Here is a 25,362-nt window from a genome sequence, read left to right as displayed (position 1 = left end):
TGTTTCAAAACCTCAGTCCGGCAAAACCATAGCCCTTGAAAACCATAGTCCTTCGAAACCATAGTGCTTCAAAACCATAGCCCCTCAGCACCTGGACACGATAACGTTATTGTCCCAGGTAAATGAGGGGCGGCCTGGCTGGGGTTTGCACGGTTTCTAAAATTCATATTCCAGCGTCAGCTTCCAGTTACGATCAGGAGTTTCATCATCCAGCCCCAGTATCACACCCAGTTCCCACATCAATTGACGCCGCCCCCCCAAACGCTGGCTTCCCGATATCACCGGTCCCAGGCCCTGGCTCGACTCACCCCAATACAGCTCCAGTGCGGGCTCCAGTGCGGCGCGATAACGATAACGCAGCTGACCGGCAAAGGCGGTTTCCCACTCATTATCAATGTCATTGCCCCATTCGTAACCCAGTGACAGGTTGGCGGTGCCCACCCAGCGGGACCACTCCTGTAACACGATCAGCGTCGTACTTGCTTCGCGGATGTGCTCATCACGCTCGGCCTCCAGCTCAAACAGCACGCCCCAGTCACGGCTATACTCACCCTGTTCGGTTAACTGTATTTTCACTTCCGCTTCCACTGCCGAGATTTCAAAATCCTCCGCGGGTGTTTTCTTGCCTATCAGATACAGTTCGGTAAACAGGTTGTCCGACCAGGACAGTCCCGCACCCAGGATATGTCGCTGAGCACCATCTCGCTCATCATCATTATCATCCTGATACAGCACCCGGTACTCCAGTTCTTTTTCCAACTGATTCACATAGGGGTCGTAAACCTTATCGATCGAATTCCCGTCAGCACTGGCGCCTGCGCTAATTCCCATTATCGCCAGCGGGACAAGAATCAGTAACAGCACCGATACTTCATACAACAGACGTTTCACAAAGAACTCCCTTCGCTCTGGCTTTTCTTACGATAACAATACACACCGACAAAAATTGCGGGGATAAGCAACAGCGACACAATGTACAACACGGCCTCAACCGGTGTCGGAGACGCCTCATAGCCAAACGTGGCATAGGCCAACTGCCCAAGGATGGAAGACTCCGACAAGTAATCACTGGTGTTCCACAGGGCCGCAGCAGAAGGAAGCCAGTCCACCTGCACCAGCAACTGCGAAGCCTGGGCAACCATGCCCGCCGCCACCAGTGTCAGCACTCCCGTTTGAATGGCCCGAACCTTATCCGCCTTTTGCAAAATGATCGCGTAATAACACAGGGCACCGACACTGCCGCCAATCATTAATCCCACGAACCCGCTGGTCAATGCCTTGACCAGCGCCTCACCGCTGGACATATACCCGGTAAAAAAAATAATAATCTCTGAGCCTTCCCGAATGCTGGCTAACATCACAGACACCATCAACAAGCCGAGCATCATAACGCTGTTTCGTTGCGACGCCCGTTGAGCAGAAAAACCATTCATCAGGCAAATCACCACCAAACAGATATACAACGCATACTGCAGGAAAGCATTGACCACTTCCTGCCCGGCATAATCAAACCACAGAGAGATCTCACCGAGGTAACGGGCATAGATTCCTGCGCCCACTAACCCCATCGCCAGAGCGACCACAAACCAGCGCTGCCCCAGCCCCGACTGCCGACTGATGGTGAGCAGTACACTCATCAGGATACCCGCCTCCAGAGTCTCTCGCAGTACGATGATCACAGCATTTAACAGCACACAGCCTCCTACGGACCGATGACTTTCTTGTTGATTATGACTGCCCGCTTGGCGATGACTGGCGACTTATTCAATGACCGACTGCTTTAGCGATGACAGACTTTTTTCAGAGGCGAAACTACTTGGCGATGACCTTACCCTGTGCGGTAGAGACATTAAATTCGCCAAAAAATGGGTACTCGCCCGGCGCCAGGGGCCCAATAAAAATAATGGTTTGACTGTTGCCCATAATCACTTTCTCACGGTTGAGTTCGTAACTTTCGAACTCTTCCGGCGTGTCATCCTGGTTAATCACCCGCAAACGCACCTTGAGGTTGGCAGGCACGACAATTTCTGCCGGATAGAACAGGTGGTTTTTAATTTCAAGGGTAAACTCCGGTGTCGCAGCGTTCAGAGAAACGGCGACGGAAAACCACAGGCTGGCCACCCCCCATAGGGCCAGACGTTTAACCACCGACAATGTCTGTTTTCGGGCACGGCAGGTTTTGGGGAACAGGTTGATACGCGTTTTCATTTTATGCTTCCAAACCGTTCCGGGAATACAAGGTTACCTGAATACATAACCCCCCAAGCGCGCTAGATTGGCCCAGAGCAATACCGCCATGATGCAGCCTCACAATATGCTCAACAATCGACAGGCCCAGGCCACTGCCTTGCACGGTGGAATCATGTTGATCACCACCCAACCGATAAAAACGGTCAAATACCCGCTTCCTTCTGTCTTCCGGTATGCCTGGTCCAGAGTCTTCAACCTGCACCGTCACACCCTCAATCACAGCCCCATTCCCGGCACTGATGTCGCCCCCGTCACCCGCCACAAGGTCACCAACCGCACCTTCAGAGGCTCGGCGGACCGTCACCAGGATCCTGCCGCCTTCGGGGGTGTATTTAACGGCATTATCCACCAGATTCCGCAACAGCGTCGAAATGGCAATCGGATCGCTCACCAGGTTGAGTGTTTCAGCTTCCAGCTCAATCTGTTGATCCTTGCGCAGGCACTCCGCATAGCAATCCGCCACAATGCTGCGGGCTATTTTAGCCACATCGACCGAGGACAACGCCTGATCCCGCTCCTGGGCGGAAGTTCGATACAGCGACAACAGCTGCTCAATAGAACTGCCAATCCTATCCGCGCTGCTGACCAGAGCACGGTAATCCCCCTCATCCAAATTGTTATTTTTGGCCAGATTATGCAGATTCACTTTTAGCACCGCCAACGGGGTTCTCAATTCGTGTGCCGCATCCGCGCTAAAGCGCTTTTCACGTTCAAAGGCTTCCGATAAGCGGATCAACAGGTCGTTTGTCGAGTCGACCAACACCAATAATTCGGCCGGGTAGCCTTCCCGATTCAGCGGAGTCAGATCGTCCGATTTTCGGTGCCCCAACAAATTAGCCAAGCGGTTTAGAGGATGCATCCCGACGCTGACGACGCCCCAAATCAACAACCCTAACAACGGCAACACCCAGATGATCGGCAGTACCGATTTTAAAATAATTCCCTCGGTCAACGCGGCATAGATATCCTCTCGCACGGCCACCACCACCCAGATCGGAGCCGCCAGCTCAGCGTTAAACTGGCGCAATACAACACGCCAGCTATTGCCCTGAAAACTCACCCGATGAAATCGCTCACCGGCCAACGGGTTCAATTCAACCACTCGCTGTTGCGGGGCATTTTCGGAGCGAAACTCAAGTCGCAATTGCGCCGACCAGACCTGAAACCAGATGTCGGAGGAATAATGCTCCAGCACAGGCTTATCATGATTGGAGTCAATGACAGCCACCAACTGGGCCAGATCCACCAGCTGACGTTCCAGCAGCTCTTCGGCCTCCGTTAAACTACTGCGGTAGCCATGCAATACTGCAAGAAAAGTCACCAGGCAAATGCAAGACAGCAGCACGATGACCAGAAAAGTTCGTATGGAACGCAAGTGACCTTTCCTATGCCCGAGTCTTGCTGATAGTGTAGCCCACGCCCCTGACCGTCTTGATCAAGTCAGCCGGCATTTTTTTACGCAAGTTACTGACGTGCACTTCGATGGCGTTACTGACCACTTCTTCTCCCCATCCATAGAGCTTTTGTTCCAGCATTTCTTTGGTTTGAACCCGTCCGGCGTTTTCCATCAGCGCCATCAGCAACATATACTCACGGCGAGACAAATTGATGGGCTGACCGGCAACAGCAACCTCATGATGGCGGGTATCCAGCAGCACCCCATGCAGCTCAATTTTACTGTGCATCGAAGTCCCCAAACGCCGGGCCAACACCCGCAGACGCGCCAGCAACTCCTCCATTTCAAACGGTTTGGAGAGGTAGTCATCGGCACCACTGTCCAGCGCCATCACCTTGTCATCAAGGCCATCGCGGGCCGTCAGAATTAACACCGGCAGAGCCAGCTTCAGGCTGCGGACACTTTCCAGAACCTGTAACCCCGTAATGTCCGGCAAGCCCAGATCCAACACCAGCAAATCTGGCGGTTCAGACCTGACCGACAGAATTGCCTGCTTTCCCAGAGCGACATGGTTGACGGTAAAACCTTCCCGGCGCAGGGCTTTGATCAGCCCACCGGCCAAATCCATGTCATCCTCTACCAACAATATCTTCACTGAACGTCCTTCGTACTGCCGACACAGACTCCCAGAATACTGGATTTCTGAAACGATACAATCAACAAACCCGCCATCAATTCAGCTTGTTGCGAATGTCATTCAATGCATTTTGTATTTCCTTTCTGCGGCCAGCATCGGCCAGCGGACGGCCGGGGCGACTGGGAGCCTGCAGCGCTTTTTGATAATAGCTGCCGGCTGCTTTGTAATGCCCTTCCTCTTTCAGGTACTCTGCATAAAAATAATTGGGGTCAATACCCTGTGGATTGACCTTCAGCGCCTGGGTTAACAGCTGTTTGGCTTTATCATCATCACCAAAACCGAGCGGCCAGCCAGGCACTTTAAAGTAAAGCGTTCCCAAGCTGGTGTACGCAGATCCCTCTAGCGCGTTGGCATCAATTTCCATGGCCTGCTCCAGGTCTTTTTTCGATGCTTTGGCGTACTTCAGGGCACCCAGTCCCCCTTTTACACCGGCGTAGCTCGATTGGATAATGCCACTCCAGATCAACACCCCGGCGTCGTCAGGGTAGGCGCTCTTGGCCTGCTCTGCACTCAATAAGAGAGCGTCATAGGCCTCCAGCTGGGGTTTACCCTGCAACGTGTAATTCGCTTGCGCCCACTGCTGCTGCAATTTGTGAACCTCAGCTTCGGCATCGGCCCAACAGGCTTGACTGATCAGCCAGGCAGGCATCATCAACATCAGGCAATAACGTTTAAACATAACCTTCTCCAACTTGAATGTGGCTCTAATCACTTGAATAAACAGGGCGTCTGTCAGTGGTGGGTCGCGTGGGATAAAACCGTTGGCAACTGTTTTCTCAATGCCCGGTCAACGACTCCCGGCAGCACACTGTTAAGGCGTACAAACAATTTTTCCGGCCAGCCAATATAATGCTCCCGACGGCGGTGACTGGCGATGACCGACATCAGTTGCTGAGCCACCTCTGCGGGCTGATCCATAGCCGTGCCCAAGGCGCTATTCATCGCCACCATCTTGTCGTCATTGATTGCCGTCGAAGTCATTCGAGGGGCAAAATACACCACCCGCACCGTGGAATCGGCCAGTTCACGACGCAACGATTCGGTGAAGCCCCTTAAGCCAAACTTGCTGGCGCAGTAGCTTGCTGAACCCGCCATACCAATACTGCCCATAATTGAGCCGACATTGATGATCATGGCTGCTTGCCGCTGCAGCAGTATGGGGATCAATTGACTGCAGAGAATCATGGGCACAGTGAGATTGATATCAATCATGCTGGCAATCTCGGCCGGCGACATATCCGCATGCATCGACAGCTGGTTGATGCCTGCATTGTTGATCAGCACCTCCACATTCTGGTCTTTGGCCAGGGTGATCAACTGCTGCCGATCGCGCTCATCCGACAAGTCTACGGCGATGGCAAGATGCCCCTCGCCTGGCAGTTCTTGTCTGATCCCGTTGAGCGGCTCATGCTTGCGACCGCTTAAAATTAACCGCGCACCCGCCGCGGCCAACACTCGGGCTAACGCCTGCCCGATACCCCCTGACGCTCCGGTTAACAACACCGTTTTCCCCTGTATATCCATGACCCGATCCTCGTTTACTGCGTCACCGTTGAAAATATTTCCACGCCCCATCAAGCGGCGTAGCTGACCACTTGTTCGGGCGAGATCTGCCGCAAAATATTACCGTAGAGCTGGTAGAACATTTGCGCACTGTGGATAATTTGTTCCTGCTCCTTGTCGTCAGTGATCCGGTTCATCAAACCTTCAAAAAACTTGATGTGCTCCTGATCCAGAGCCCCGTGTGAACGCAAATAACTGAACGCTGAATCCGGCAGGTTGAGTGTCTTTTGAATACTCTGCGCGGCAAGATCGGCCATTTTGATGCTGGTGCCTTCCAGTACCTGCACCGAACCAAAAAAACCCAACGGGTTGATCCGCTGTACCGTATCGTAAGCGTAAGCCACCCACAGTTCGGTCGAGCTGTTGGGCTGGCTGTGACGGACTTTTTCCTGGTCATATCCGCAAGCGGCAATATCGTTGAGAATCCATTCCTGATGTCCCAGCTCTTCTTCGATGTACTCGGCTACCGCACTGCGCAACCACTCTTTGGATTCAGGGATGCGCGCGCCGGTTGCCATCAGTAACGGTGTCGTGTGCTTAACGTGATGATAAGCCTGACTTAAAAAAGCCACATAATCTGCCTTGGTGATGTCACCACTCATGCAGCGACTGATGAGCGGCGCCGACAGCAGCGCTTCGCGTTCCACCTGAGTCTCATGTTGTAAGCGATCGTAAAAATCCATATCGGGTTACCTGTGGTTCTCACTTAAAATTGAAAGTCGTGTCACACACATCACTTGAATGTCGTGCCACTTAAAATCAGATGACGCGCTCAACGAGCGCAACCTTGTCCTCATAAAGTCCCTGAATCAACTCAGCATAATGCTGGAGGATAAGATCCCGCCGCGGCCGTCCATTCGCGGTGAGGCAGGACTGCCAGTCTGAATTGTTCAGCCGCGCCCACTGGCGGATGTTGGCGTAGTCCGGCAGGGATGCATTGACGCTATCGATCCAGGCTTGAATCGCCGCGTCCGTCGCCCCCTCGACGGCGCTCAACAGCGCTACCAAATACGGTCGCGCCTCCCCCAGCACCACACATTGCGTCAGTAAGGGTTGGGCAAAGAGCGCGCTCTCTACCCACTCGGGGCTGATGTTGCGCCCAAAGCTGCTGATCAATAGATTTTTCTGGCGCCCCTCAATCGACAGCCACTGATCCCGCAGGGAACCTAAATCACCAGTGCGCACGGCGTCGGGAGCCCAACTCTCAGGCTGCCCCATGTACCCCAAAAAGCTGGCACCCTTTACCACAATTTCACCGTCTTCCACCGCAACACGGCAGTGCGGCAGGCACTGCCCCACACAGCCTGGCTGGTCCGCCGTCAACGTATTCAGCGCAACTACGGAACCACATTCAGACAGTCCATAGCCTTCGTACACCGGCAATCCCAGCCCACGGGCCTGCACGATCAGCTCTGGCGCCACCTTGCCACCACCCACCGCCATAAACACCAGACTGCCCGGTGGTTGCCAGCCCTGCTGGCAGGCCGCGACCAGTGCCCGCAATAATTGCGGCAACAAAATAACGCTGTGCGGCTGATAAGATTCAATGGCCGCCAACAGCTTGGGCAAATTCAGTCCGGAGCTGCCGCTTAATCCGCGCGCCTCGGCAGACGGCAGAATGACACGCCCACCGCACAGCAGAGGGGCATACACGCCGGCAATGTTTTCCAGCAAGGTGGCCAGCGGCAGCAGGCACAGATGCCGGGGCTGCCGCAGATCGATCACTTGCGCCAGGGACGCCGCCACCTGCCGCTGGTGTTCGGAGCTCAGGCACACCCCTTTCGGGCTGCCCGTCGACCCCGAAGTGAAGGTGATTTTGCCGGTGTTGCGCGGCAGCGCGGTTGCCCCCTCACGCTGCGAACTGCCGGCCGCGCTTACAGGCAAACGGCGGGCTGAAAATTGGGTTCCCGGTACCACCAGGGTCTCGGACGGCAGGGCAAACGACGACACGCCGGAGAAGGGCTGCTCACCGGCCTTATCCGTAATCAGCAGATCCACGGCTTGCAGACAATGCATCAGCTGGGCGTTCGAAAAAAAGGCCGGTAATGGCAGACACACCAAACCCGCCGCCTGGCAGGCCAGGTCCACCAGCACCCAGTCGCGACCGTTGTCGGCCAGCAGACCGACGACCGCCACTGACTGATCGGTAAGCCATGCGGCCAGGGCTTCTACGCCGGTTTGCAATTGGGCGTAGCTCAGACTGCCACGCGCGTCTTCAAGGGCAATGTCGGCGGGCTGTGCAGCGCCACCCGACCACAGACCATCCACCGTCATGCATTTCGACTCCGCTGACTCGCGGCGGTTGCGGTTGCCGCTCCCGTTGTTTGCCCGCCTTGCTGACAAAACTGGCCGATGTGTTGACCCAGTGCCCGAATCGCCAGCTGATGCTCACTGAACACCTTGTCGATCATCAGGTTTTGACGAGCCAGCGTCATGCTGTGGTTAAGGTCGACCACCATGACCCTGGGACAATGCTGATAATAACGTCCCCATTCACCCGCCGAACCCGCTACCTTGCAGGCGTCTGCCGGGGCCAGGAACATCGGTTGGGCGTGCAGCCGCTTAACCAGCTTTTCGACCTGCGGCGTCGCCGTAAACACCAGCCAGGAAAAACCCGCCTGCTGCAGGGCGGCCGCCATCACCAAAAACAGCTGCAAACTGCCTCCGCGCTGTGTCGACACCAGATTGCCAATCTCGATCACACTGTTGCGGCTCACGGGGATGCGGGCGGCCTGAGCGATCGCTTGCTCCACCGGCAACTCCAGATAACTTTCCAGAAACAGCCTGGGCGCACTGGCCGGGCGCAGGCCCGCCGCCGCCAACAGCTGGTGGTCCGACGCTTCAGGCGCGGCCTCAGCCTCTGACCGAGGAGCTGACATGGTTAACAGCAGGGGCAGAAACGCCTGAATGTTGGCCTCATACACCCGGTGGTACTGTCGGGCAATGTACTGCTCGGTAATGACACGATGAGGATCACAAGGGCCCTGCAGGGCAAATGACCGCGACGGCGCATTCACCTTCTGGCGGTTCATATCTAGTTTCAAATCGTATTTCAAAACTGGCGAAAACAACGATCCTAAAGAACGGCAATTTGCGCTACCTGACCCGCTATCCAATGGTGCATTCCCCAGAAGAATTTGCATAGATTCTGCTCCTGTATCTATGTCGACTGCACACATCCTAGGTCGGGATTCTTAAGAAACCCTTAAGAAGCAAAAAAAGCGCATCGAACACAAAATCCCCTCAGCAAAAATCGACCGATGTCGACCGGAACAGACCGAGGACGCACGCTTGGAAGAGGCAGAGGACGGAGGATAAGGAAGAGGACGCCACCCCAGAAGTCGGAGGAAACGCCCCCACAGCGGCAAGACCAGACCGGCCCGCCCCGGTGCAGGAGGGCCGGAGAGGGCCATCGATCTATGGGGTGCCTAACGGCAACCGTTTGATGGGGATCACTAAAGGGGGGGGAGGCGACAGGTATCAGTGGGAAGCGCAGCACAATCAGACAATGGGCATCGTGAATGGCCGCGCAGCGGCCATTAGGGCGCAATCAAAATCAACTGCCCGGTGTTGGGGTCGCGATAAACCTGTCCCACGGATTCATACCCCTCGCCCCCGGCCGCACCCTGTCCCGGCATGCGGGGCAATTCCTGCCCTCGCTCAATCACCGTTTGGGCGTGCGCATCTACGTCCTGCGCCTGAAAGCGTTCCTGAAGCTGTTCACTCATGGCAATCAGCGCCGCGATCAGGCCGCAGGCAAACACCAGCATTAAATCCAGCAGATTGGCGAGCGGTCCCAGCGGCTCGTCATCGGTACCGCCAAAGCGGTCTGAACTCCAGCGCTTAGACATGGGCGACACCCGCCTTGAGGGCAGGTTCTGTCACAGGGGCGGCCTGAGGCAGTTCCCCGTGACTCGGCTCATGTGTGCCGCTGGCGACCTGGCGGGTGCCAGCGGCCTGCTCCATCCCGGTCAGCAGATCGTCATACCAGCGACGGCGCACCCGGCCGATCACAAACCCTACAATGCCCACCAGCAACCCCATCACCGTGGTATCAAAGGCGACGCTCATGGCCGTCGTCAAAATACTCAATTCGCCATCCCCCAGCGCCGCCAAACCGGGCCCCAGGGGAATCAGCGTGCCCATCAACCCCAGCATCGGGGCGATACGGGCCATGAAATCACTGCGCTCAATGCGCTTTTTGGCCAACCGCTCAAAACCGGCGACGTCGCCACTGCGGCGCCAGCTGGACAAGCCCTTTATGCGTTCGGCGCATAAAGTACCGATATCCAGCACCGCCAGAGCGGCCAATAACATCAACAACCACAACACCGGTTCCAGCAAATAGCTGACCAGCATATGCAACAGGCCAATCGAAGAAGACGTTAACATGTTCTGTTCCTTTTCCGTTTTTTTATCAGGTGTTTTTCATCGAGCTGCGGTTACGGCTTATGTTTACTACCTGTTGTTACTAACTGTTGTTACTAACTGTTGTTACTAACTGTTTAACTGTTGCTACTAGCTATTGTTACTAGCTGCGTGACTGAGCTTAAGAACCGGTGACGGGCTGCGGTGCACGGCTCCCCCGCCACCAACCTGCTGTTAACAGCAGGAGTAACAGCAGAGCAATCACATAAAACGATGGCAGCTCTGACTCGGCCTCCGTTTGTTCAGACGCTGGCTGAGTGTCTGGTGTTGTCTCTGGCTTAGGCTGCAACTCCGCTGTTGACGGTGTCGCTGGCTTGGAATTTGAGTCAGCCGCTGGCGTTTTCGATGCGCGGGCAGGGCTCTCCGATTGAGTGAGCGGCGCGCTGTCGGCAAGCGTAATTTCCGCCACGACGCTGGGTGCGCGGACCCGCGCAGCCTCCACCCGGGTGGCGGCCAGCAGCTGTTGCAACTGTTGGTATTTTTCCGCATCCACATAGGGTTGGATAAAGTCATACAGCGGATGATTCGGAGCCGTGTGACCGCTGCCGGGCAAACCATGGTCCAGCAGCAGCTGCGTGAACTTCTCCGCAAGCTGCTGCAGGGTGTCGGCGTCGGCGTCCCAGAAACCCTTGTGCGCCGCCACCAGCATGATCGCCAACATGTTCGCTTTTACGTGCACGTTGTGGTTTTGCTCCAGAAACTCATCGAGGCCGATGTCGAGTTTATCATCCACGTACACGGCTTTGACTTCATCCCACACCCAACTTTTGACAATGCCGGGATTGGTCACCTGCCACCCCCACAGGTACTCCAGAAATTCGCTGCCCATGGTGCGCGCACCCGCGTAGCCCTCCGCCATTAACGGCGTTAACCATTGCGGATTCAAAAACTGCCCGCGCAATTCCGACAACAGCGCAACTTCCAGCGGCTCCATCGACAAGTGGTTGGCGTCGGGGTGAAACAAAATAAAGTTTTCCGGCGCCGTCCCCTTGACGGTTTCGACCGCCAGACTCAGGCCCCCCAGATAATCAAAGGCGTCGTTGTTATCGAGCAGTCCGTAGAGGTTACTGGAGCGTCCCAGGTAAGTTTGATTGACCGTCGCCAAACGCTGTTTGAACAGGTCCTGCAAAGGCTCACCCTGCAGGTTCAGGCCATAGGCGTGGCCCATGCGATGCAGGTACACCGCCGCCAGCTCGGAACGCTCCTCCCAGCTGCCGGATCGCTCCACCAGGCGATTGACGCCGGCGCCGTAAGTACCAGGCGCATCACCAAACACCCGGTAAGCGGCCTGCGGTCCGGCCGTGGTGGCCGGAAGCCCTTGCTTCAGAGCGTCACGGGCGTCCTGCACCCAGCGCGCGGCCACCTGATTGATCGCCAGAGCTTCGTGACCGGGCTGCTGCTGATTGCCCAGCGGCGCCAATGCACTGTTGAGGGCGTAGGTCAGCGCCGGGTAGTTTTCACGAATCAGTCCGGAAGAGGCATCCAGGGCCATCAACACCGCTTTTTCCAACAGCACCAGATGTGCGCCGTAGAGATCGCGGAACAACCCGGACGTGGTGAACACCGTGTCGTGACGGCTGCGCGGCTGGCCGTTTTCCAGCATCTGCGAGACGTCCAGGCGTTCGAGGTCTTTGACAATCCCGCGACTGCTCCACACCGGTTTCACACCGAGCATATCAAAGCCGAAGGCAATCATCGCACCCTCGTCGCGCACCACATCCGAAGCCCACAACACAATGGCGTCAGCATCGGCTCCTTCAGCGTGCACGGTGGACGGGGGTGTCTGGCGGGCCTTTTGGCGGGCTGTCTCAGCCAGCTCCACCCCCACCTGATGCCCCAGCCGCGACGGAATCAAACTGCCATCCAGGGCATAAAAGTTGCGTCCGGTCGGCAGGGCTTCGGGGGTGCGAATGGGATCGTTACCTTTGCCCGGCGCAATGTACTCGCCTCTCAAACCTTTGAGCAGCCCCTGCATCTCGGCCGCTGGCGACGCTGTCAGCCGAGCTTTCCAATCAGACTCGACGTCAGCGGCCTTGGCGCCTTTCTGCATGGACGTCAGCATGGTGGTGATGGCCTCATCACTCCAGTCGCGACCAAACACATGCAGTCCCAACGGCATAAAATCTTCCTGCAACTGGGTGAGGTAGTGACCCACTTCATGCACCAGCAATTCATCATCCACCTGATCAAACTCGGTGATGCCCCGCACGGCCAGCTCGCCGGACATACTGGCCAGCAGTTCATCCCGCAATTTGAGCTGATCCACCTTCGCTTTGATTGCCACAATCGCGCGCTGTCGCATTGCGCCCGCCGCTTCCGGGGCGGCTTCGAAACTTTCCACCAGGTGCCGCAACTCCAGCAATTGATCGTAGAGTTCGGTACTGTCCAGCGGTGGCGTCAGATGATCAATCATCACCGCCAGACCCCGGCGCTTGGCCTGAATACCCTCCCCCACGCCATCCACGATGTAGGGATAGACACTGGGAAGATCGCCCAACAACACCTGGGAATAATCCTCGTCACTCAAACCCACGCGATGGCGCGGCAGAAATTCGTAGGTGGAATGGCGCCCAAGATGCACCAGCGCATCCGCCCCAAAACCCTTGCGCAACCACAGGTAAAACGCCATGTACTGATGCGGTGGAGGAAAAGATAAATTGGCGTGCAGTAATTCTTCATTCAATTCCCAACCTCGCGGTGGCTGAGGGCCGACAAAGACATTGCCAAACTGAATACCCGGAATCAGCAGCTGCTGGTCATGCACCATGACGTTGCCGGGTGCAGCCCCCCAGCCACGCAGACCTTCAATACCGCTGTCACTGATCGCCTGCACCAGCTCTGCCGCTACGCCCCAGTCGACGTCGGTTGTGTGAGGTGCGCTGGCATCCACATTGGCGGTGTAAGACTCTTCCAGTTGCTGCAGCAAACGTATCACCCGCTCGCGGGCGGGATGGTCGGCCCCTTCAATCGCATGGCGCAGATCTTTCACCACCCGCCCCAGCAGTTGACGAGCAACGGTTTTGTCTTCCAGCTGTACCGCCCGCTGCAACACGTCGTGCAGATAGCCCAAAGGTCCGGCCACCATCTCCTGCTGCAGGGACAGAGGCAAGTCCGCAAACCAGGCCCGGTATTGATCGGGGGACAGCGTCTGCACCTTGCCCGACATCGCCTGTAACGCCTGTCGATCTTCCGGCAAGTTCACACCCTTTTCCTGCAACAGGTCGAGCAATGCCAGCTCAGTCGGTGGCAGCTCGCCGGTGTTGTAACCCGCCGCTTGCATCTGTTTTAGCATATGCAACAAGGACGCCGGCACATTCAAATTATCAGCGCCAATGTTGTGCCGTCCGGGCGGGTGATTGTAATAAATGATCGCGACTTTCTTTTCGGCGTTCGATTTTTCCTGCAGCGCCAACCAGCGCTCCAACCGCTGATCCAACAGTGAGACCTGCGATTCAATCAAGCGCGACAATGTCACCCGCAAGCCGGTGGCCGCGTCCAAACTCGGTGGCGTCACCGCGGCCACCACCAGCGGTTGGGCGACCCCCTGCAGTTCGGGCATGGCAATGCGGTAGTGAACACTGTCCCAGCGCAAACCCTCTTCGGACAAGCGCCACTCTTCTGCCGTTGTGTCGGTCAGGCGGATGGCTTTTAGGACCGGCACATTCAACGCCGTCAGAGACTCGGTCACCGCTTCGCGACCTTCCCCGCCACCAATGACAAAGTTCTGCAACGAGACCACGACACCAATGTGCTCACGATAGCGCGCCAACACCGCTGCCGCCTGAACACTGGCCTCTCCCCATTTGGCCAACACCCGCACACAGGTGTGATTATTTTTTTCAACTTGCTGGCACAGAGCTTGCGCCAACTCCCGCTCACCTGGGCGATCACCGTGTTCGTAATCGAGAATCACCACCCAGCGTTTTTGGGCGTCCAGGTGCTGCGGCTCCAACCTCAATGTGTTGCCACGCACAGCTAACCGCTGCTGCCCCAGAAAAATTCTCAGGGGGGCACGCAATTGCGGTTCCGGCACCTTGAGTGAGGCGCCCGTCAGTACCAGTAAATGCCGAAACAGGCCATCAATATTGGTGCCGTTGCGATCGGCCCAAAACACTTTGGCCAACAGCCACTCGCGGTAGGCCGGGTGTGTATCGAGAAGTTCTCTGGACCAGGCCATCAGATCCACCCCCGGCTCCAGCGGTGGATCCTGCATCAAGGCATCAAGATCAGCACCGTGCAATAACGGCTGAACCTTCAGGCGCGAGGCGTTCACCAGTCGTCGGTCGCTGTGCACCGCGATAAAATTTGGAATCAGCGCCCCCTGTTTTCGAGAGCTATTGTCCAAGTAACCGAGCAGCAAGGTCGCCGCATCGCCAAACACCCCACCGGCAAACACCATCTCGGCACGGCTTAGCAACGACTGGCGTTCGGCTTCGGTTAATTCGCTGAATTGATCGGTGGTGCGCAACAGCAACCGGTGCTGGGGGTACGCCTTGAGAAAGGCGTGCGCACCGGTCAACACATCGGCACTGTTGCGCGGTGAAACAACACCCAGCACGGTGGCCGCTTGCGCGCTTGTCGCAGCAAAGGTGAACAACAACAGCCACAACACCCACGGCTTAAGCCAACAGCGACACCCGCGTTGACGCTGAAAAGACAATCCCAATGATACAAAAGCCATACTGTCTCCAATGGATATGGTCGCCGGATGGCCACCAAAAACAATTGAACGACGAAAGCAAAGTGTCTGCAGCCACACTCATGAACTAAAGCATTCATGAACTAAAACACTCATGAACTACAGACCGGGGGAATAAACGAGGCGAGTCACACCAGGTGACGAGAAACTGCCCGAGATAAAGCCCTCCGCTTCATCGATGCAACATGCTGTAAAGGGCCGGTTTCGGGCTCGCCGCCGGAGACTCATGATCTCGGCAGTTTACCGTTGCGGGGGCAGCGGTGGGATGTCAGAGAGGTTTGTCTCTCAATACCACACTTCCCGTTTAACCTGTTCCAGACGACATAAACCCATGTCGCCGACAGGCACCCTTTCACAGAAGGGCGCTATGGTAGGAGCTGACGCCCTTCAGGTCAAAGGGTTTGGACCTTTCTGACTCGGGAGCTCCCGCTTCGGCTGTGCCCCCAGGGACACTGAGCCCGAACTGAAAGCCCGCAGCCAAACCTTCGCCGCGATCAACTCGCTGTTGCAGCTGGCCCCCAAAACGGCAAGGCGCATCAACGCGGATCAATCAGAAGACGATAGCGCGCTGGGCCCGGTACGCCATGAGGACCGGTACCGGCGTGGCCATGAACAGCGCCCAGGTGACGCGGGTCAAAGGCGATTTACACGGTATTTCTGAGGCTATTCGCCTCTCCAATGCCACCGTCAATAATATGCGTCAAAACCTGGGTTTTGCCTTTTTGTACAACAGCCTCGGCATCCCGATCGCCGCTGGCGTGCTCTACCCGTTGACCGGTCTGTTGCTGTCGCCGACGCTGGCAGCGCTGGCCATGAGCCTGAGCTCGGTGCCGGTGATCGCCAACGCGTTGCGGCTGCGCTATCAATCATAGCGGTTCAGCACTTGTCTCCAGACCACCAATAGCACCGGACCGACTTCACCCACCGTCCGGCATCAGGCCGGCTGGTTTATTTCGACCGTGATGTGCACCAGCTCTTGGTGAATACTGAGGTGTTTTTTCACCTCATCCGGAGTCATCGCGTCAACTGCGTCGACCGCCAGCGACACAATGCAGGAATACTGCCCCTTGCCGACACGCCAGACGTGCAGGTCGGTAATCTCGGCCGCGACAGGACTGGCGGCGATGGCATCACGGATTTCTCCGACCACCGGCTTATCCATTTCTGCGTCCAACAGGACGCGTCCGGTATCGCGGATTAAACCTTTCGCCCACACCGTGACCACAACCGCGCCGACGATCCCCATTACCGGATCCAGCCAGCTTGCCCCCCACAGCTTGCCCCCCAGCAGCGCGATGATCGCCAGCACCGAGGTGGCGGCGTCGGTCAGAACGTGCAGATACGCCGCCCGCAGGTTGAGGTCGTGGTGATGCTCGTGGTGACTGCCGTTGTGGTTGTGGTCTTGATCATGGCTGTGAGAATGATCATGACTGTGACCGTGGTGATGATGGTGATCGTCTTTCAGCAGCCAGGCACACACCAGATTCACGGTCAGTCCCAGCAGCGTAATCGCAATCGCCTGGTTGTAGTGAATCGGCTGGGGTTCAATCAAACGCTCGACGGATTGGAATAACATCAACCCCGCTACCGCTAACAGGAACATGGCGCTGGTGTAGCCGCCCAGAATTTCAATTTTCCAGGTGCCAAAGGCAAAGCGGTGATCGTGGGCATAGCGCCGCGCCGCGGCGTACGCCAGCACCGACAGCCCCAGCGCCAGGGCGTGGGAACTCATGTGCCAGCCATCCGCCAGCAGCGCCATGGAATTGAAGGTCCAGCCACCGACAATCTCGGCCACCATCATCACCGACGTGAGGATAACCGCCCAGCGGGTGTTCCTTTCCGCCAGCGGGTTGCCCTGGTCAAACACATGGTGGTGGCGCCACTGATCGGCGAAGGCGGGTGAATTGGCCGCGGGAGTATTCATGGGATTAACCTTTTAACATCGATGGTTGAGCATTGCCTATATACTATACCCCAGTATACTATTAGCAACAGCCATAAACCTTCTGGTGATCCCCATGTCTCACACCCTGCAGGGCAACAAAAAACTGCTGACCCGCGTCAAACGCATCAAAGGCCAGGCAGAAGCCATCGAAAAGGCCCTCACCCAGAGCGGCGAATGCTCCGCTGTCCTGCAGCAGATCGCCGCCATTCGTGGCGCGGTCAACGGCTTGATGAGTGAAGTACTGGAAGATCACATCCGCGAGCATCTGGGGGCCGCGGATGTGCCGCCCCAGCAGAGGGACGACGATGTGGATGAGGTGATTGCCCTCTTGCGCTCTTACATGAAATAGCAGCGCCTAAAAGACAGTATGTGCCTTTACACAACGTCTATGACAGGACGCCTTTAGGCTGACAAACCGCGCTAAAACCAGAAGCGCACGCCGACGACCCACTGCCAGTCATCCGTGGCTTCGCCCTCGGCTTTGGCGTAGTCCGCTGTGGTGCCGTATTTTTTGCTCCAGTTCACCCCCATATAAGGGGCGAATTCACGGCGGATTTCGTAGCGCAACCGCAGGCCGATTTCCGACGCGGAAAGGCCCGCCCCTGCGCCGACAGCCTCGTCATTTTGACCATAAAGATTGAGCTCAGCCTCGGGAGTCAGAATCAACCGCTGAGTCAAAAGCAGCTCGTACTCGACGTTGAGCCGCAACCCCGTGCGACCGCTCTCCCCCAGGAACAGGGCGGCATCGATTTCAAACCGATAAGGCGCCATGCCCTGCACGCCCAGCACTGCCCAGCTGCGGTCCGGCGTGGGCTGAAAGTCTTTGCGCAGCCCCAGCTGAAGATCCCAAAAAGGCGCAACGGCGCGGCTGTAGAGCGCCTGCACTTGCGCTTCTTCGGTGATGCCGGCAACGCGCTCGGCATCGACTTTCAGCCACAGTTTCTGCAGGTCATAGCCTAGCCAGGCATCGGCCTCCAGCACCCCGGGGTTGCCATCCTCGCCGTCGCGCGCTTCCAATTGCGTAACCCGCAGGCTGCTCAGCAGCGGATCATCCTTGGATCCCGCCTGGACAACCGTCGCAGCAGCCAACAGCCCCCCCGTCAGCAGCCACAGCCAAACACCATGCGGGGTAACCCCGCGCAGCATATTCCTCATGACACACCTCCATGACTGACCCGCACTTCACGAAACATGCCCGGCATGTGGAACATCAAATGGCAGTGGTACGCCCAGCGCCCCAGCGCATCCGCAGTCACCAGGTAACTGATTTTAGCGCCCGGTTGTACCAGGATGGTGTGCTTGCGCGGGATCCGCTCCGGATCACCGGTTTCCAGCTCGCTCCACAGACCGTGCAAGTGAATGGGATGCGTCATCATGGTGTCGTTAACCAGCAGGATGCGCACCCGCTCGCCATGAGTGAGCTGCAGCGGCTCGGCATCCGCAAACTTGACCCCGTTCATCGACCACATGTAGCGGTGCATGTTGCCGGTCAGGTGAATTTCGATTTCGCGGCTGGGCTCGCGACGATCCCGGGTTGGGGTGAGATTGCGCAGATCGGCGTAGGTCAACACGCGTCGGCCGTAGCGCTGTTGGTGATCGCGCAAACCCACGCCCGGATCTGGCAAGCCGTCCATGGGCTCTGCGGTCCGCATGTCTACCTGGGGGCCAAATTCAGTGCGGACGTGCTGGATGGTGGCGGTACTGCCAAAACCGGCTTTACCCAATTCAGACGTGGTCATCTGCCCCGGCGCGTGATGCCGGTGTGTCTCGCCCATCGTCTGCATACCGGACTTATTGCCCATTGAGTGTTGACTGTGATCCATACCGTCCATTGGCGGCGCGTCATGCCTGTCCTGCATGTCATGCTTTTGACTCGTACCATGTCTATCGTCCATACCCGCCATCGCCATACCCATGTCGCGGTGGGATAACAGCGGCGGCGTCTCCAGCGCGGGAATTTCCGCCTGCCAGGCGGGGTCCGGCGTTAACGTCCCCCGTGCGTAACCGCTGCGGTCCATATTCTGAGCAAAGATGGTATAGGCGCTGTCGGCACTGGGTTCCACGATCACATCGTAGGTTTCCGCCGTGCCAATGCGAAATTCATCCACCGTCACCGGCTCCACATTCTGGCCGTCGGCGGCCACCACGGTCATGGTTAATCCGGGAATGCGCACGTCAAATATGGTCATGGCCGAGCCGTTAATAAAACGCAGGCGCACCTTCTCGCCGCGCTGAAACAAGCCCTGCCATCCCGCAGCAGGGGTCACGCCATTGATCAGATAGGTGTAAGTGGATCCCGTAACATCGGAAATGTCCGCCTGACTCATGCGCATCTGATTCCACATGGCCCGATCCCGCCAGGTTTGTGCCACCCCTTTGCGCTGGATGTCCTGCCACAAATCCTCCGCTGTGCGCTCCTGGTAGTTGTAATAATCACTTTGCTTTTTCAGGTTGGCATAGATGTCTTCCGGGGCCGTATCCGACCAGTCGGATAGCAAAATGACATGCTCCCGGTCGTAAGTCACCGGATCGGGCTCCAGAGGGTCAATGACTATCGCCCCATAGAGCCCGGTTTGCTCCTGAAAGCCGGAATGGCTGTGGTACCAGTAGGTGCCATTTTGCTGAACCTCAAACTGATACTCGTAGCTCTGGCCCGGTTTAATACCGTCAAAACTCAAGCCCGGAACCCCGTCCATCGAGGTCGGCAAGATCATGCCGTGCCAGTGAATCGAACTGTCGTGGGACAGATGGTTCGTCACCTTTAACCTCACCCGATCCCCTTCCCGCCACCGCAACACGGGCGCGGGCACCGAGCCATTGACCGCCGTCGCCACGCGATCGCGCCCGGTGAAATTAACCGGTAAATAACCGATATCCAGCTGGAAGTCGTGACCGGAGATGACTTCCGGACCCTTGGCAGCGGCCCCCTGCAAATGTGGACCTGACGGGGCTGCCAGAGTACCTAAAGCGGGCATCATACCCAGCGCCGCACTCCCCCCCAGCAAGCCAGTCACAAAACGGCGGCGGGAAAACCCCGCCTGAAGCGAACGACCATGAACCTTTGGAAAATACGTCACCATAAACTCCCCGCTTAATGTTGAGAGCCAACATGCTCATACACTTCAGTGCTGCCATCCTGCTTCAGCAGCAACACATCATAGTCATCGTGCCTGTCGCCCATCTCCATCCCCGGACTGCCCACCGGCATGCCCGGCACGGATAAGCCAATGGCACCTTCAGGCTTCTCCTGCAAAAACCGCTGCATGATCGCGGCCGGCACATGCCCCTCAAACACATAACCCTCGACGACACCGGTATGGCAGGACTGGTATTGGGGAGATATCCCAAAGTGGTGCTTGATCACGCTCAGGTTATCAACATCTTTGACCGTTGCCTGAAACCCCTGGCGCTCAAGGTGGGTCACCCACGCCTCGCAGCAACCGCAATTGGGATTTTTAAAGACCTCGATCTCCGTCTCCGCTGAGACGGACGCAGACCACACGAGACACTGCAGCAGCACGCCACAGACGCTAAATAGAAATGGGGTTTTTGAACTGGATTTTTTTACCGACAACATAATCAGATTCCATCAACACAGCTGAGCCAACCCGGGTTGAATCAGCAAATACAATGCATGGAAAGAAGCCAAAAAGCCCTTTCCACCTGAGACCAAACGATCGCGCCTCCTTCCTGCAGGCGCACCGACCCTGTATCAGGCCGAAATCGGGGGGCGAAAAGGCGACGACAGGAGGCTAGGGGGAGGAGTTCGCAGTTGAAAAACATTCACCATCATACTGTGTCGCACCGCAGCGGGGGCACAGTCACTGCCCAGCATCGAGACACAACCACCGAGACAGTGCTGGCACTGCATATCACAGCACGAATGATTCTCCGGCATGGTCACATGAGACGCATCAAGGTCTGGCACGTGAATTGTGGTTGTGGTCATTACAGCAGCGTCAAGAGGGGGGGCATCAGCACGCTCATGGCATCGTGGATGCGAGGGCAATTGCGGGGCTGGCAAAGTCACAGGGTCAGGGACCGCCATGCCCAAGGCCGCCGCTGCCCCGACCAAGGGCTGGCACCACAGGAACAGGACCATCAACCATGCTGTCAGTCTCCGCTGCATAACTCCCCGCACTAGACACATTTCACGCAGCCTACCAATTAAAACCCGCCACACGCTGGCAAGACCTCTTGCTGAAAACCGATTATCCTCCAGCCCGCGAGTAATGGAAAGGCCAGCGGGGGAATTGCCCGACGCCGACAATCGCCCGGCAGTGTTAATCGTCTGCCACGTTAAAAACTGTACTATTCTAATGACAAGCATGAACGCCCCGACCACCACTCAACATCGGCTCTCTGACCAGCTCAAAAGGGATTTAGATGGGAACACCGTATCACCCCCGACTTCGCGGTCAGCTGCTTGTGACGCTGTCCGTGGTTTGCTGCGCAGTGCCGGCGTCCGTTATGGCAGGGGAAGAGCCAAACTTCGCCCAACGCTTTGAGGCACAATTTACAGCCAGCGACATCAAGTTTGGCAGCGCCAACAGCAACGTCCCCTTCCCGGCGACAGCCTTACTGGGATCAAAACACTACACCAAAGCCCTGGCCGAGGGGCCCAATTCCGAACAGCTGGAATACGATGTGGACAGCTACCGCCAAGCGGCCGGCATCCCGATTATGCTGAGCCCAAAAGACCTGCTTGTGGTGGGCGAATACCTGAGCTGGACGGAGTTTAATGTGCTCACCGATGGGGTTGAATCCTTTGAGATCGCGTCCATTGGTTTGCCCCTCGGCTGGCTCAGACAGCTGAATCCGGACTGGCAGCTGGCCTCTTTTGTCATGCCGTTTGGTCATTACACCATGCTGGATACGGGTGACTACTGGAACTGGCAGTACCTGGGCGGCGTGTTTACGCGCTTTGTACAAAGCGACCGCCTTTGGTGGGCATTTGGTTTTTACGCGGATATCGCCGAAAACGACGAAGACTTTTACACGCCCTATGTGGGGGCTTCCTGGGCCATCAATGAGCAGTGGAACCTGAGCGCGATACTGCCCTGGCCGAGCCTGTCTTACGCACCCAACTCTGATTGGCTGATTCGCCTGGGAGCGTCGCCCTCTGCCGCAAGCTGGTCAATTAACGTGGGAAGCGCTGATGCCAATATGAATTTGGATGCCTGGGACTTTGGACTCTCGGTGGAGTATCGTTTCCACGGTAACTTTTGGCTCAGTGCAGAAGCCGGCGTCGGTGGCTTTCGCGCCCTGCGGCTTTCCAATTCTGATATTGAAGATATCGATGTGGACTTTTCGGAAGGGGCATTTTTTGGGATCAACGTTAAATATCGACCCGCGCTGTAAAAAAGTCAGCGGATAATCGTTGAGACAGTTTGATGGGGAGAGACAGACTGAAAGATACGGCCAGAGAGAGCCGTTTCTTCCGGCTCTCTCCCCCACTCAGTGCCTGAACAGATTTATTTGGGCTTCGCCAACACCATTTCGATTTCTACCAGCATACCCGGCCCACCTGCCAGACCTGCAATCTGGATCGCTGAGCGCGCGGGTTTATTCGGCTGCTCTTCGGTACCGAAATACTTGACGTAGGCCTTCATAAATCCAGAAAAATCCATTTTTCCGTCCATCGCGGGATCGCCCACCAGGAACACGGTCATCTTGATGGCATCACCAAAATCCAGCCCCATGGCCTTCAAGGAGTCTTCGTAGCGTTTAAACACATTCAATGCCTGAGTTTCAGTATCGCCATAATACTCACGGGAACCACGCTCAGCTTCAGCGTTAACCGGGCCCGGCACCATACCGCTGTGATAAATCAACGTCGTATCGGGTGTGACTTCCACCGCCCGCGAGATGGGGAAGGTGCTGTTATTCGGTAACGGATGGCGGGTGACATCAGCGCTAGCCGCCATACAAACGACCAAAGAAGAGGCCAGTGTGAACAATTTTTTCATTATTTCATTTCCTGTTGTTGTAGATGAACTATATAAGCCATAAGGTTATTGATATCGTCATCGGTTTTGAGTGTTGCTACCGACGCGGCCATCAGCTGGCCGGATGCATCGTCTTTCTCGGCGCCACGCAATCCGTTGCGGAAATCATTGATCTGCTTTTCCAGATACCAATCACTTTGCACCAATAACGATGGCGCGGCTAACGCTTCGTTACCGCCTCCCGTTGCACCATGGCAGGCACTGCAGCTGGCAAACAGCGCCTTCCCCTTGTCCACATCGCCGTCGGTGTGTGTAAAACTCAAGCTTGAAACGGTCTCATTGACATACGACGGCGCTTTTTTGAGCTGCTTGGCCGACAGGCCAGACGCAACCGCCCTCATCTCTTCGGCGGTATAATCAGCAGAGTGATTGCCCCGCCAACCCATGCGAAAGCTTTCCAACTGGTTCTCCACATACCAGGTCTGCAGACCACTCAGTCTGGGGGCTCCTGTGCCCGGATTCCCCTTCAGCTGTACTCCGTGGCAAACCGTACAACTGCCGAATTCTTCAGGCACCGGCTCTGCCGCTTCCGTCGGGGCAAAGGCAGCGGCAAAGAGAAAACAGGCAGAAAATAACTGTTTGTTAAACTTCATATTCACTCCTAGGCTGCTTGTGTACGCATATCGCTGAACACTCTCAAGGCATTATCGGCGGAAGCCAGTGCGCCTTCCTGCCAACCGGCATGCTGACTGATCTGATCACCAATCAGAAAGTGTCGGCCTTCGGCTTTTTGTAAAATGGCAAAATTCTTATCCTGAACTTCAGGTTCCATATGCGCACCGCAGCCCATCATATGGTTCATTCTGGTCCAGGGTACGCTGACACCGGACTCGATATAACTGGAATAATTCGGGTGAATTTTATCTCCACATTGCGCCGCCACCTTGATCCGGTCTTCCAAACTCATCTGGGCAAACTTTTCATTCTCATCATCATTCCAGGAGTAAGATCCCAGAATCACACCTTTTTCAGCATTGATGTCGTGAGAAGGGTACCAGATTTGAGAAATGGCCTGATCAGTGAAACTGATCCCACCATAAATACCTTCGTTTTCCCAAAAACGTTCTTTCATTTGCAACGCAATTTTGAATAGGTTGCCGCGCTTAAACTCGGACAGCGCCGCCATGTATTCAGGAGACAGGTTGTTGTCAATACCAGGCATGAAATGGGCAGGAATGTTGTTAAAACAGAAGTCCGCCTCCAATGTGTGAAGCTTACCCTTATGTTGATAGGTAATGGTCACACCATCATCCTTATTATGGATGCCTTGAACTTGAGCCTTTAGAATAATTTTAGCGTCAAGGTTTCTCGCAAAACCGTTCACAACGCCATCCATGCCTCCGACCGGCTCCATCAAGGGCTCACCCCAGTCGTAATTTTCACTGGTTAACGCAGCCATTAAGCCCGTTCTGCTTTTAAGCACCTCAGTGAAGTCTTGAGTGGGCTTAACTTTGACATGTTCCAACATGCGATCATTCAAAGATCCGGAGCGACCCGTTCCTTTATAGCTACCATCAAGCCCCAAATCACCAAAGAAACGCGAATAACCCATTAAGTTTTCTACATCCTCCTTGGTCAGCATTTCATCGAAAGCGCCTTGATTACCGCCCTTCCACAACAGCTCAGACATAAACCCCCGAGCATCGGCGATATACTCACCCGCTCGAACCGGCTTGCCACCAAACAAATTAGTTTCATGGATATAGGCAAGTCGGTTGGCATTGGCTTTTATTTGAAGGGGCACTTTAAATTTTTTGCAGTAGCCCAGCAACCGTTGGTGATGACCGGGAATTCGGGCCGGACCGGCATTAAAATACAAATTAGGCTCGTCATCGAACTTACATATATTGGCATTACCCAACTCATCCACCAAGTCGCCATGACGCACAGTCAGATTGCGCCCCCCTATACGGTGGGATGCTTCAAGGATGGTGCACTCATACCCCGCCATCTGCAATTCATAGGCGACACTGAGACCCGCAACCCCACCACCGAGAATGACGATTTTCTTGGCGCCCTTGTCCGCTGGTTTTATTTGATAATTTGATACTGGACCGGTCTCTGCGATCAAGCCCATAGCCCGACTTGAATTGTACAACGCAACGCTACCTCCTATAGCGCCGACCAAATTCAGAAAATTTCGTCTGGAAACACCTGTCATAATTCCTACCTTATGATTCGAATAGCTGTAAATTTTATTTCAGAGACCGGCTCTCAAATTTGAGAAACTAATACCAAGACCAAAGATGGACCTGCGAACCTCACAGCAAAAAACGAACCAATTTGTCGTCCAAATAAACTTCCAAAAAAAACATCGGCGCTGCCGATCTTAAAAAAGAATATTTTTCCTCGCTCAAAACCACTTCCTTCAAGGGA

General features: G+C 55.9%; 23 protein-coding genes and 1 riboswitch. Of the genes, 3 read left to right on the top strand and 20 right to left on the bottom strand.

Annotation, left to right across the window (positions count from 1 at the left end; translation table 11 throughout):
- Nucleotides 1-156: 156 nt before the first annotated feature.
- From G8770_RS05510 to G8770_RS05450, 13 genes are all read right to left on the bottom strand, one after another.
- Nucleotides 157-891 carry a hypothetical protein gene (locus tag G8770_RS05510; RefSeq protein ID WP_208022066.1) on the bottom strand — a complete coding sequence of 245 codons (735 nt, stop codon included), beginning with the start codon at nt 889-891 and terminating at the stop codon, nt 157-159.
- Nucleotides 888-1,694 carry an FTR1 family protein gene (locus G8770_RS05505; protein ID WP_167182914.1) on the bottom strand — a complete coding sequence of 269 codons (807 nt, stop codon included), beginning with the start codon at nt 1,692-1,694 and terminating at the stop codon, nt 888-890. The genes G8770_RS05510 and G8770_RS05505 overlap by 4 nt, the downstream gene beginning before the upstream one ends.
- 118 nt (nt 1,695-1,812) lie before the next feature.
- On the bottom strand, nt 1,813-2,208 hold the full coding sequence (locus G8770_RS05500) for a cupredoxin domain-containing protein (RefSeq protein WP_167182911.1): 396 nt from the start codon (nt 2,206-2,208) through the stop codon (nt 1,813-1,815).
- Nucleotide 2,209: 1 nt separating this feature from the next.
- Nucleotides 2,210-3,625, bottom strand: a complete 1,416-nt coding sequence (locus G8770_RS05495) for a sensor histidine kinase (RefSeq protein ID WP_167182908.1) — start codon at nt 3,623-3,625, stop codon at nt 2,210-2,212.
- A 10-nt stretch (nt 3,626-3,635) separates the two neighbouring features.
- Nucleotides 3,636-4,301, bottom strand: coding sequence for a response regulator (locus G8770_RS05490; protein ID WP_167182905.1), 666 nt, complete (start codon nt 4,299-4,301; stop codon nt 3,636-3,638).
- 76 nt (nt 4,302-4,377) lie between these two features.
- Nucleotides 4,378-5,022 carry a tetratricopeptide repeat protein gene (locus G8770_RS05485; protein ID WP_167182902.1) on the bottom strand — a complete coding sequence of 215 codons (645 nt, stop codon included), beginning with the start codon at nt 5,020-5,022 and terminating at the stop codon, nt 4,378-4,380.
- Between the two features lie 53 nt (nt 5,023-5,075).
- Nucleotides 5,076-5,867 carry an SDR family oxidoreductase gene (locus G8770_RS05480; RefSeq protein WP_167182899.1) on the bottom strand — a complete coding sequence of 264 codons (792 nt, stop codon included), beginning with the start codon at nt 5,865-5,867 and terminating at the stop codon, nt 5,076-5,078.
- A gap of 50 nt (nt 5,868-5,917) precedes the next feature.
- Nucleotides 5,918-6,589 (bottom strand): iron-containing redox enzyme family protein, encoded by a 672-nt coding sequence (locus tag G8770_RS05475; protein WP_167182896.1) that lies wholly within the window; start codon nt 6,587-6,589, stop codon nt 5,918-5,920.
- Between the two features lie 76 nt (nt 6,590-6,665).
- Complete coding sequence (locus G8770_RS05470) at nt 6,666-8,180, bottom strand: AMP-binding protein (protein ID WP_167182893.1); 1,515 nt, start codon at nt 8,178-8,180, stop codon at nt 6,666-6,668.
- Complete coding sequence (locus tag G8770_RS05465) at nt 8,177-8,938, bottom strand: thermostable hemolysin (protein ID WP_167182890.1); 762 nt, start codon at nt 8,936-8,938, stop codon at nt 8,177-8,179. Before G8770_RS05465 ends, G8770_RS05470 begins: the two co-directional genes overlap by 4 nt.
- 507 nt (nt 8,939-9,445) lie before the next feature.
- The gene (locus tag G8770_RS05460; RefSeq protein WP_167182887.1) at nt 9,446-9,757 is read right to left on the bottom strand and encodes a DUF2149 domain-containing protein; all 312 of its coding nucleotides are present in this window, start codon (nt 9,755-9,757) and stop codon (nt 9,446-9,448) included.
- Nucleotides 9,750-10,298 carry a MotA/TolQ/ExbB proton channel family protein gene (locus tag G8770_RS05455; protein ID WP_167182884.1) on the bottom strand — a complete coding sequence of 183 codons (549 nt, stop codon included), beginning with the start codon at nt 10,296-10,298 and terminating at the stop codon, nt 9,750-9,752. Before G8770_RS05455 ends, G8770_RS05460 begins: the two co-directional genes overlap by 8 nt.
- Nucleotides 10,299-10,455: 157 nt before the next feature.
- Nucleotides 10,456-15,015 (bottom strand): cobaltochelatase subunit CobN, encoded by a 4,560-nt coding sequence (locus G8770_RS05450; protein ID WP_167182881.1) that lies wholly within the window; start codon nt 15,013-15,015, stop codon nt 10,456-10,458.
- A 197-nt stretch (nt 15,016-15,212) separates the two neighbouring features.
- A riboswitch (cobalamin riboswitch) is annotated at nt 15,213-15,394 on the bottom strand.
- A 223-nt stretch (nt 15,395-15,617) separates the two neighbouring features.
- Here G8770_RS05450 and G8770_RS05445 point away from each other — a divergent pair.
- Nucleotides 15,618-15,905: a hypothetical protein gene (locus tag G8770_RS05445; protein ID WP_460852979.1), complete on the top strand. Its 288-nt coding sequence runs from the start codon at nt 15,618-15,620 to the stop codon at nt 15,903-15,905.
- Nucleotides 15,906-15,967: 62 nt separating this feature from the next.
- On the opposite strand, the gene dmeF is transcribed toward G8770_RS05445, so the two are convergent.
- The gene (gene dmeF / locus G8770_RS05440) at nt 15,968-16,957 is read right to left on the bottom strand and encodes a CDF family Co(II)/Ni(II) efflux transporter DmeF (protein WP_167182878.1); all 990 of its coding nucleotides are present in this window, start codon (nt 16,955-16,957) and stop codon (nt 15,968-15,970) included.
- 94 nt (nt 16,958-17,051) lie between these two features.
- Between dmeF and G8770_RS05435 the strand changes: the two genes are divergently transcribed.
- Nucleotides 17,052-17,327, top strand: a complete 276-nt coding sequence (locus G8770_RS05435) for a metal/formaldehyde-sensitive transcriptional repressor (RefSeq protein WP_167182859.1) — start codon at nt 17,052-17,054, stop codon at nt 17,325-17,327.
- Nucleotides 17,328-17,398: 71 nt separating this feature from the next.
- Here G8770_RS05435 and G8770_RS05430 read toward each other — a convergent pair whose 3' ends face one another.
- From G8770_RS05430 to G8770_RS05420, 3 genes are read right to left on the bottom strand one after another with little or no spacing between them, the layout of a single operon-like run.
- Nucleotides 17,399-18,133 carry a copper resistance protein B gene (locus G8770_RS05430; protein ID WP_167182856.1) on the bottom strand — a complete coding sequence of 245 codons (735 nt, stop codon included), beginning with the start codon at nt 18,131-18,133 and terminating at the stop codon, nt 17,399-17,401.
- Nucleotides 18,130-20,055, bottom strand: a complete 1,926-nt coding sequence (locus G8770_RS05425) for a copper resistance system multicopper oxidase (RefSeq protein ID WP_341771084.1) — start codon at nt 20,053-20,055, stop codon at nt 18,130-18,132. Before G8770_RS05425 ends, G8770_RS05430 begins: the two co-directional genes overlap by 4 nt.
- Before the next feature lie 14 nt (nt 20,056-20,069).
- Complete coding sequence (locus G8770_RS05420) at nt 20,070-20,555, bottom strand: DUF411 domain-containing protein (RefSeq protein ID WP_167182850.1); 486 nt, start codon at nt 20,553-20,555, stop codon at nt 20,070-20,072.
- An 893-nt stretch (nt 20,556-21,448) separates the two neighbouring features.
- Here G8770_RS05420 and G8770_RS05415 point away from each other — a divergent pair.
- Nucleotides 21,449-22,339 carry a DUF6268 family outer membrane beta-barrel protein gene (locus G8770_RS05415; protein WP_167182847.1) on the top strand — a complete coding sequence of 297 codons (891 nt, stop codon included), beginning with the start codon at nt 21,449-21,451 and terminating at the stop codon, nt 22,337-22,339.
- 113 nt (nt 22,340-22,452) lie between these two features.
- Here G8770_RS05415 and G8770_RS05410 read toward each other — a convergent pair whose 3' ends face one another.
- From G8770_RS05410 to G8770_RS05400, 3 genes are read right to left on the bottom strand one after another with little or no spacing between them, the layout of a single operon-like run.
- Complete coding sequence (locus G8770_RS05410) at nt 22,453-22,947, bottom strand: RidA family protein (RefSeq protein WP_167182844.1); 495 nt, start codon at nt 22,945-22,947, stop codon at nt 22,453-22,455.
- A complete protein-coding gene (locus G8770_RS05405; RefSeq protein WP_167182841.1) occupies nt 22,947-23,579 on the bottom strand; it encodes a c-type cytochrome in 633 nt (210 codons plus the stop codon). Before G8770_RS05405 ends, G8770_RS05410 begins: the two co-directional genes overlap by 1 nt.
- 8 nt (nt 23,580-23,587) lie before the next feature.
- Entirely contained in the window at nt 23,588-25,147 is a 1,560-nt protein-coding gene (locus tag G8770_RS05400) for a flavin monoamine oxidase family protein (RefSeq protein WP_167182839.1), read from the bottom strand.
- Nucleotides 25,148-25,362 lie beyond the last annotated feature (215 nt).

It is taken from the genome of Pseudomaricurvus hydrocarbonicus (genome assembly GCF_011602365.1).
Taxonomy (GTDB): Bacteria; Pseudomonadota; Gammaproteobacteria; order Pseudomonadales; family Cellvibrionaceae; genus Pseudomaricurvus; species Pseudomaricurvus hydrocarbonicus.
The sequence above is the reverse complement of the archived record's forward strand: the minus strand, read 5'-3'. Positions and strand labels throughout refer to the sequence as shown.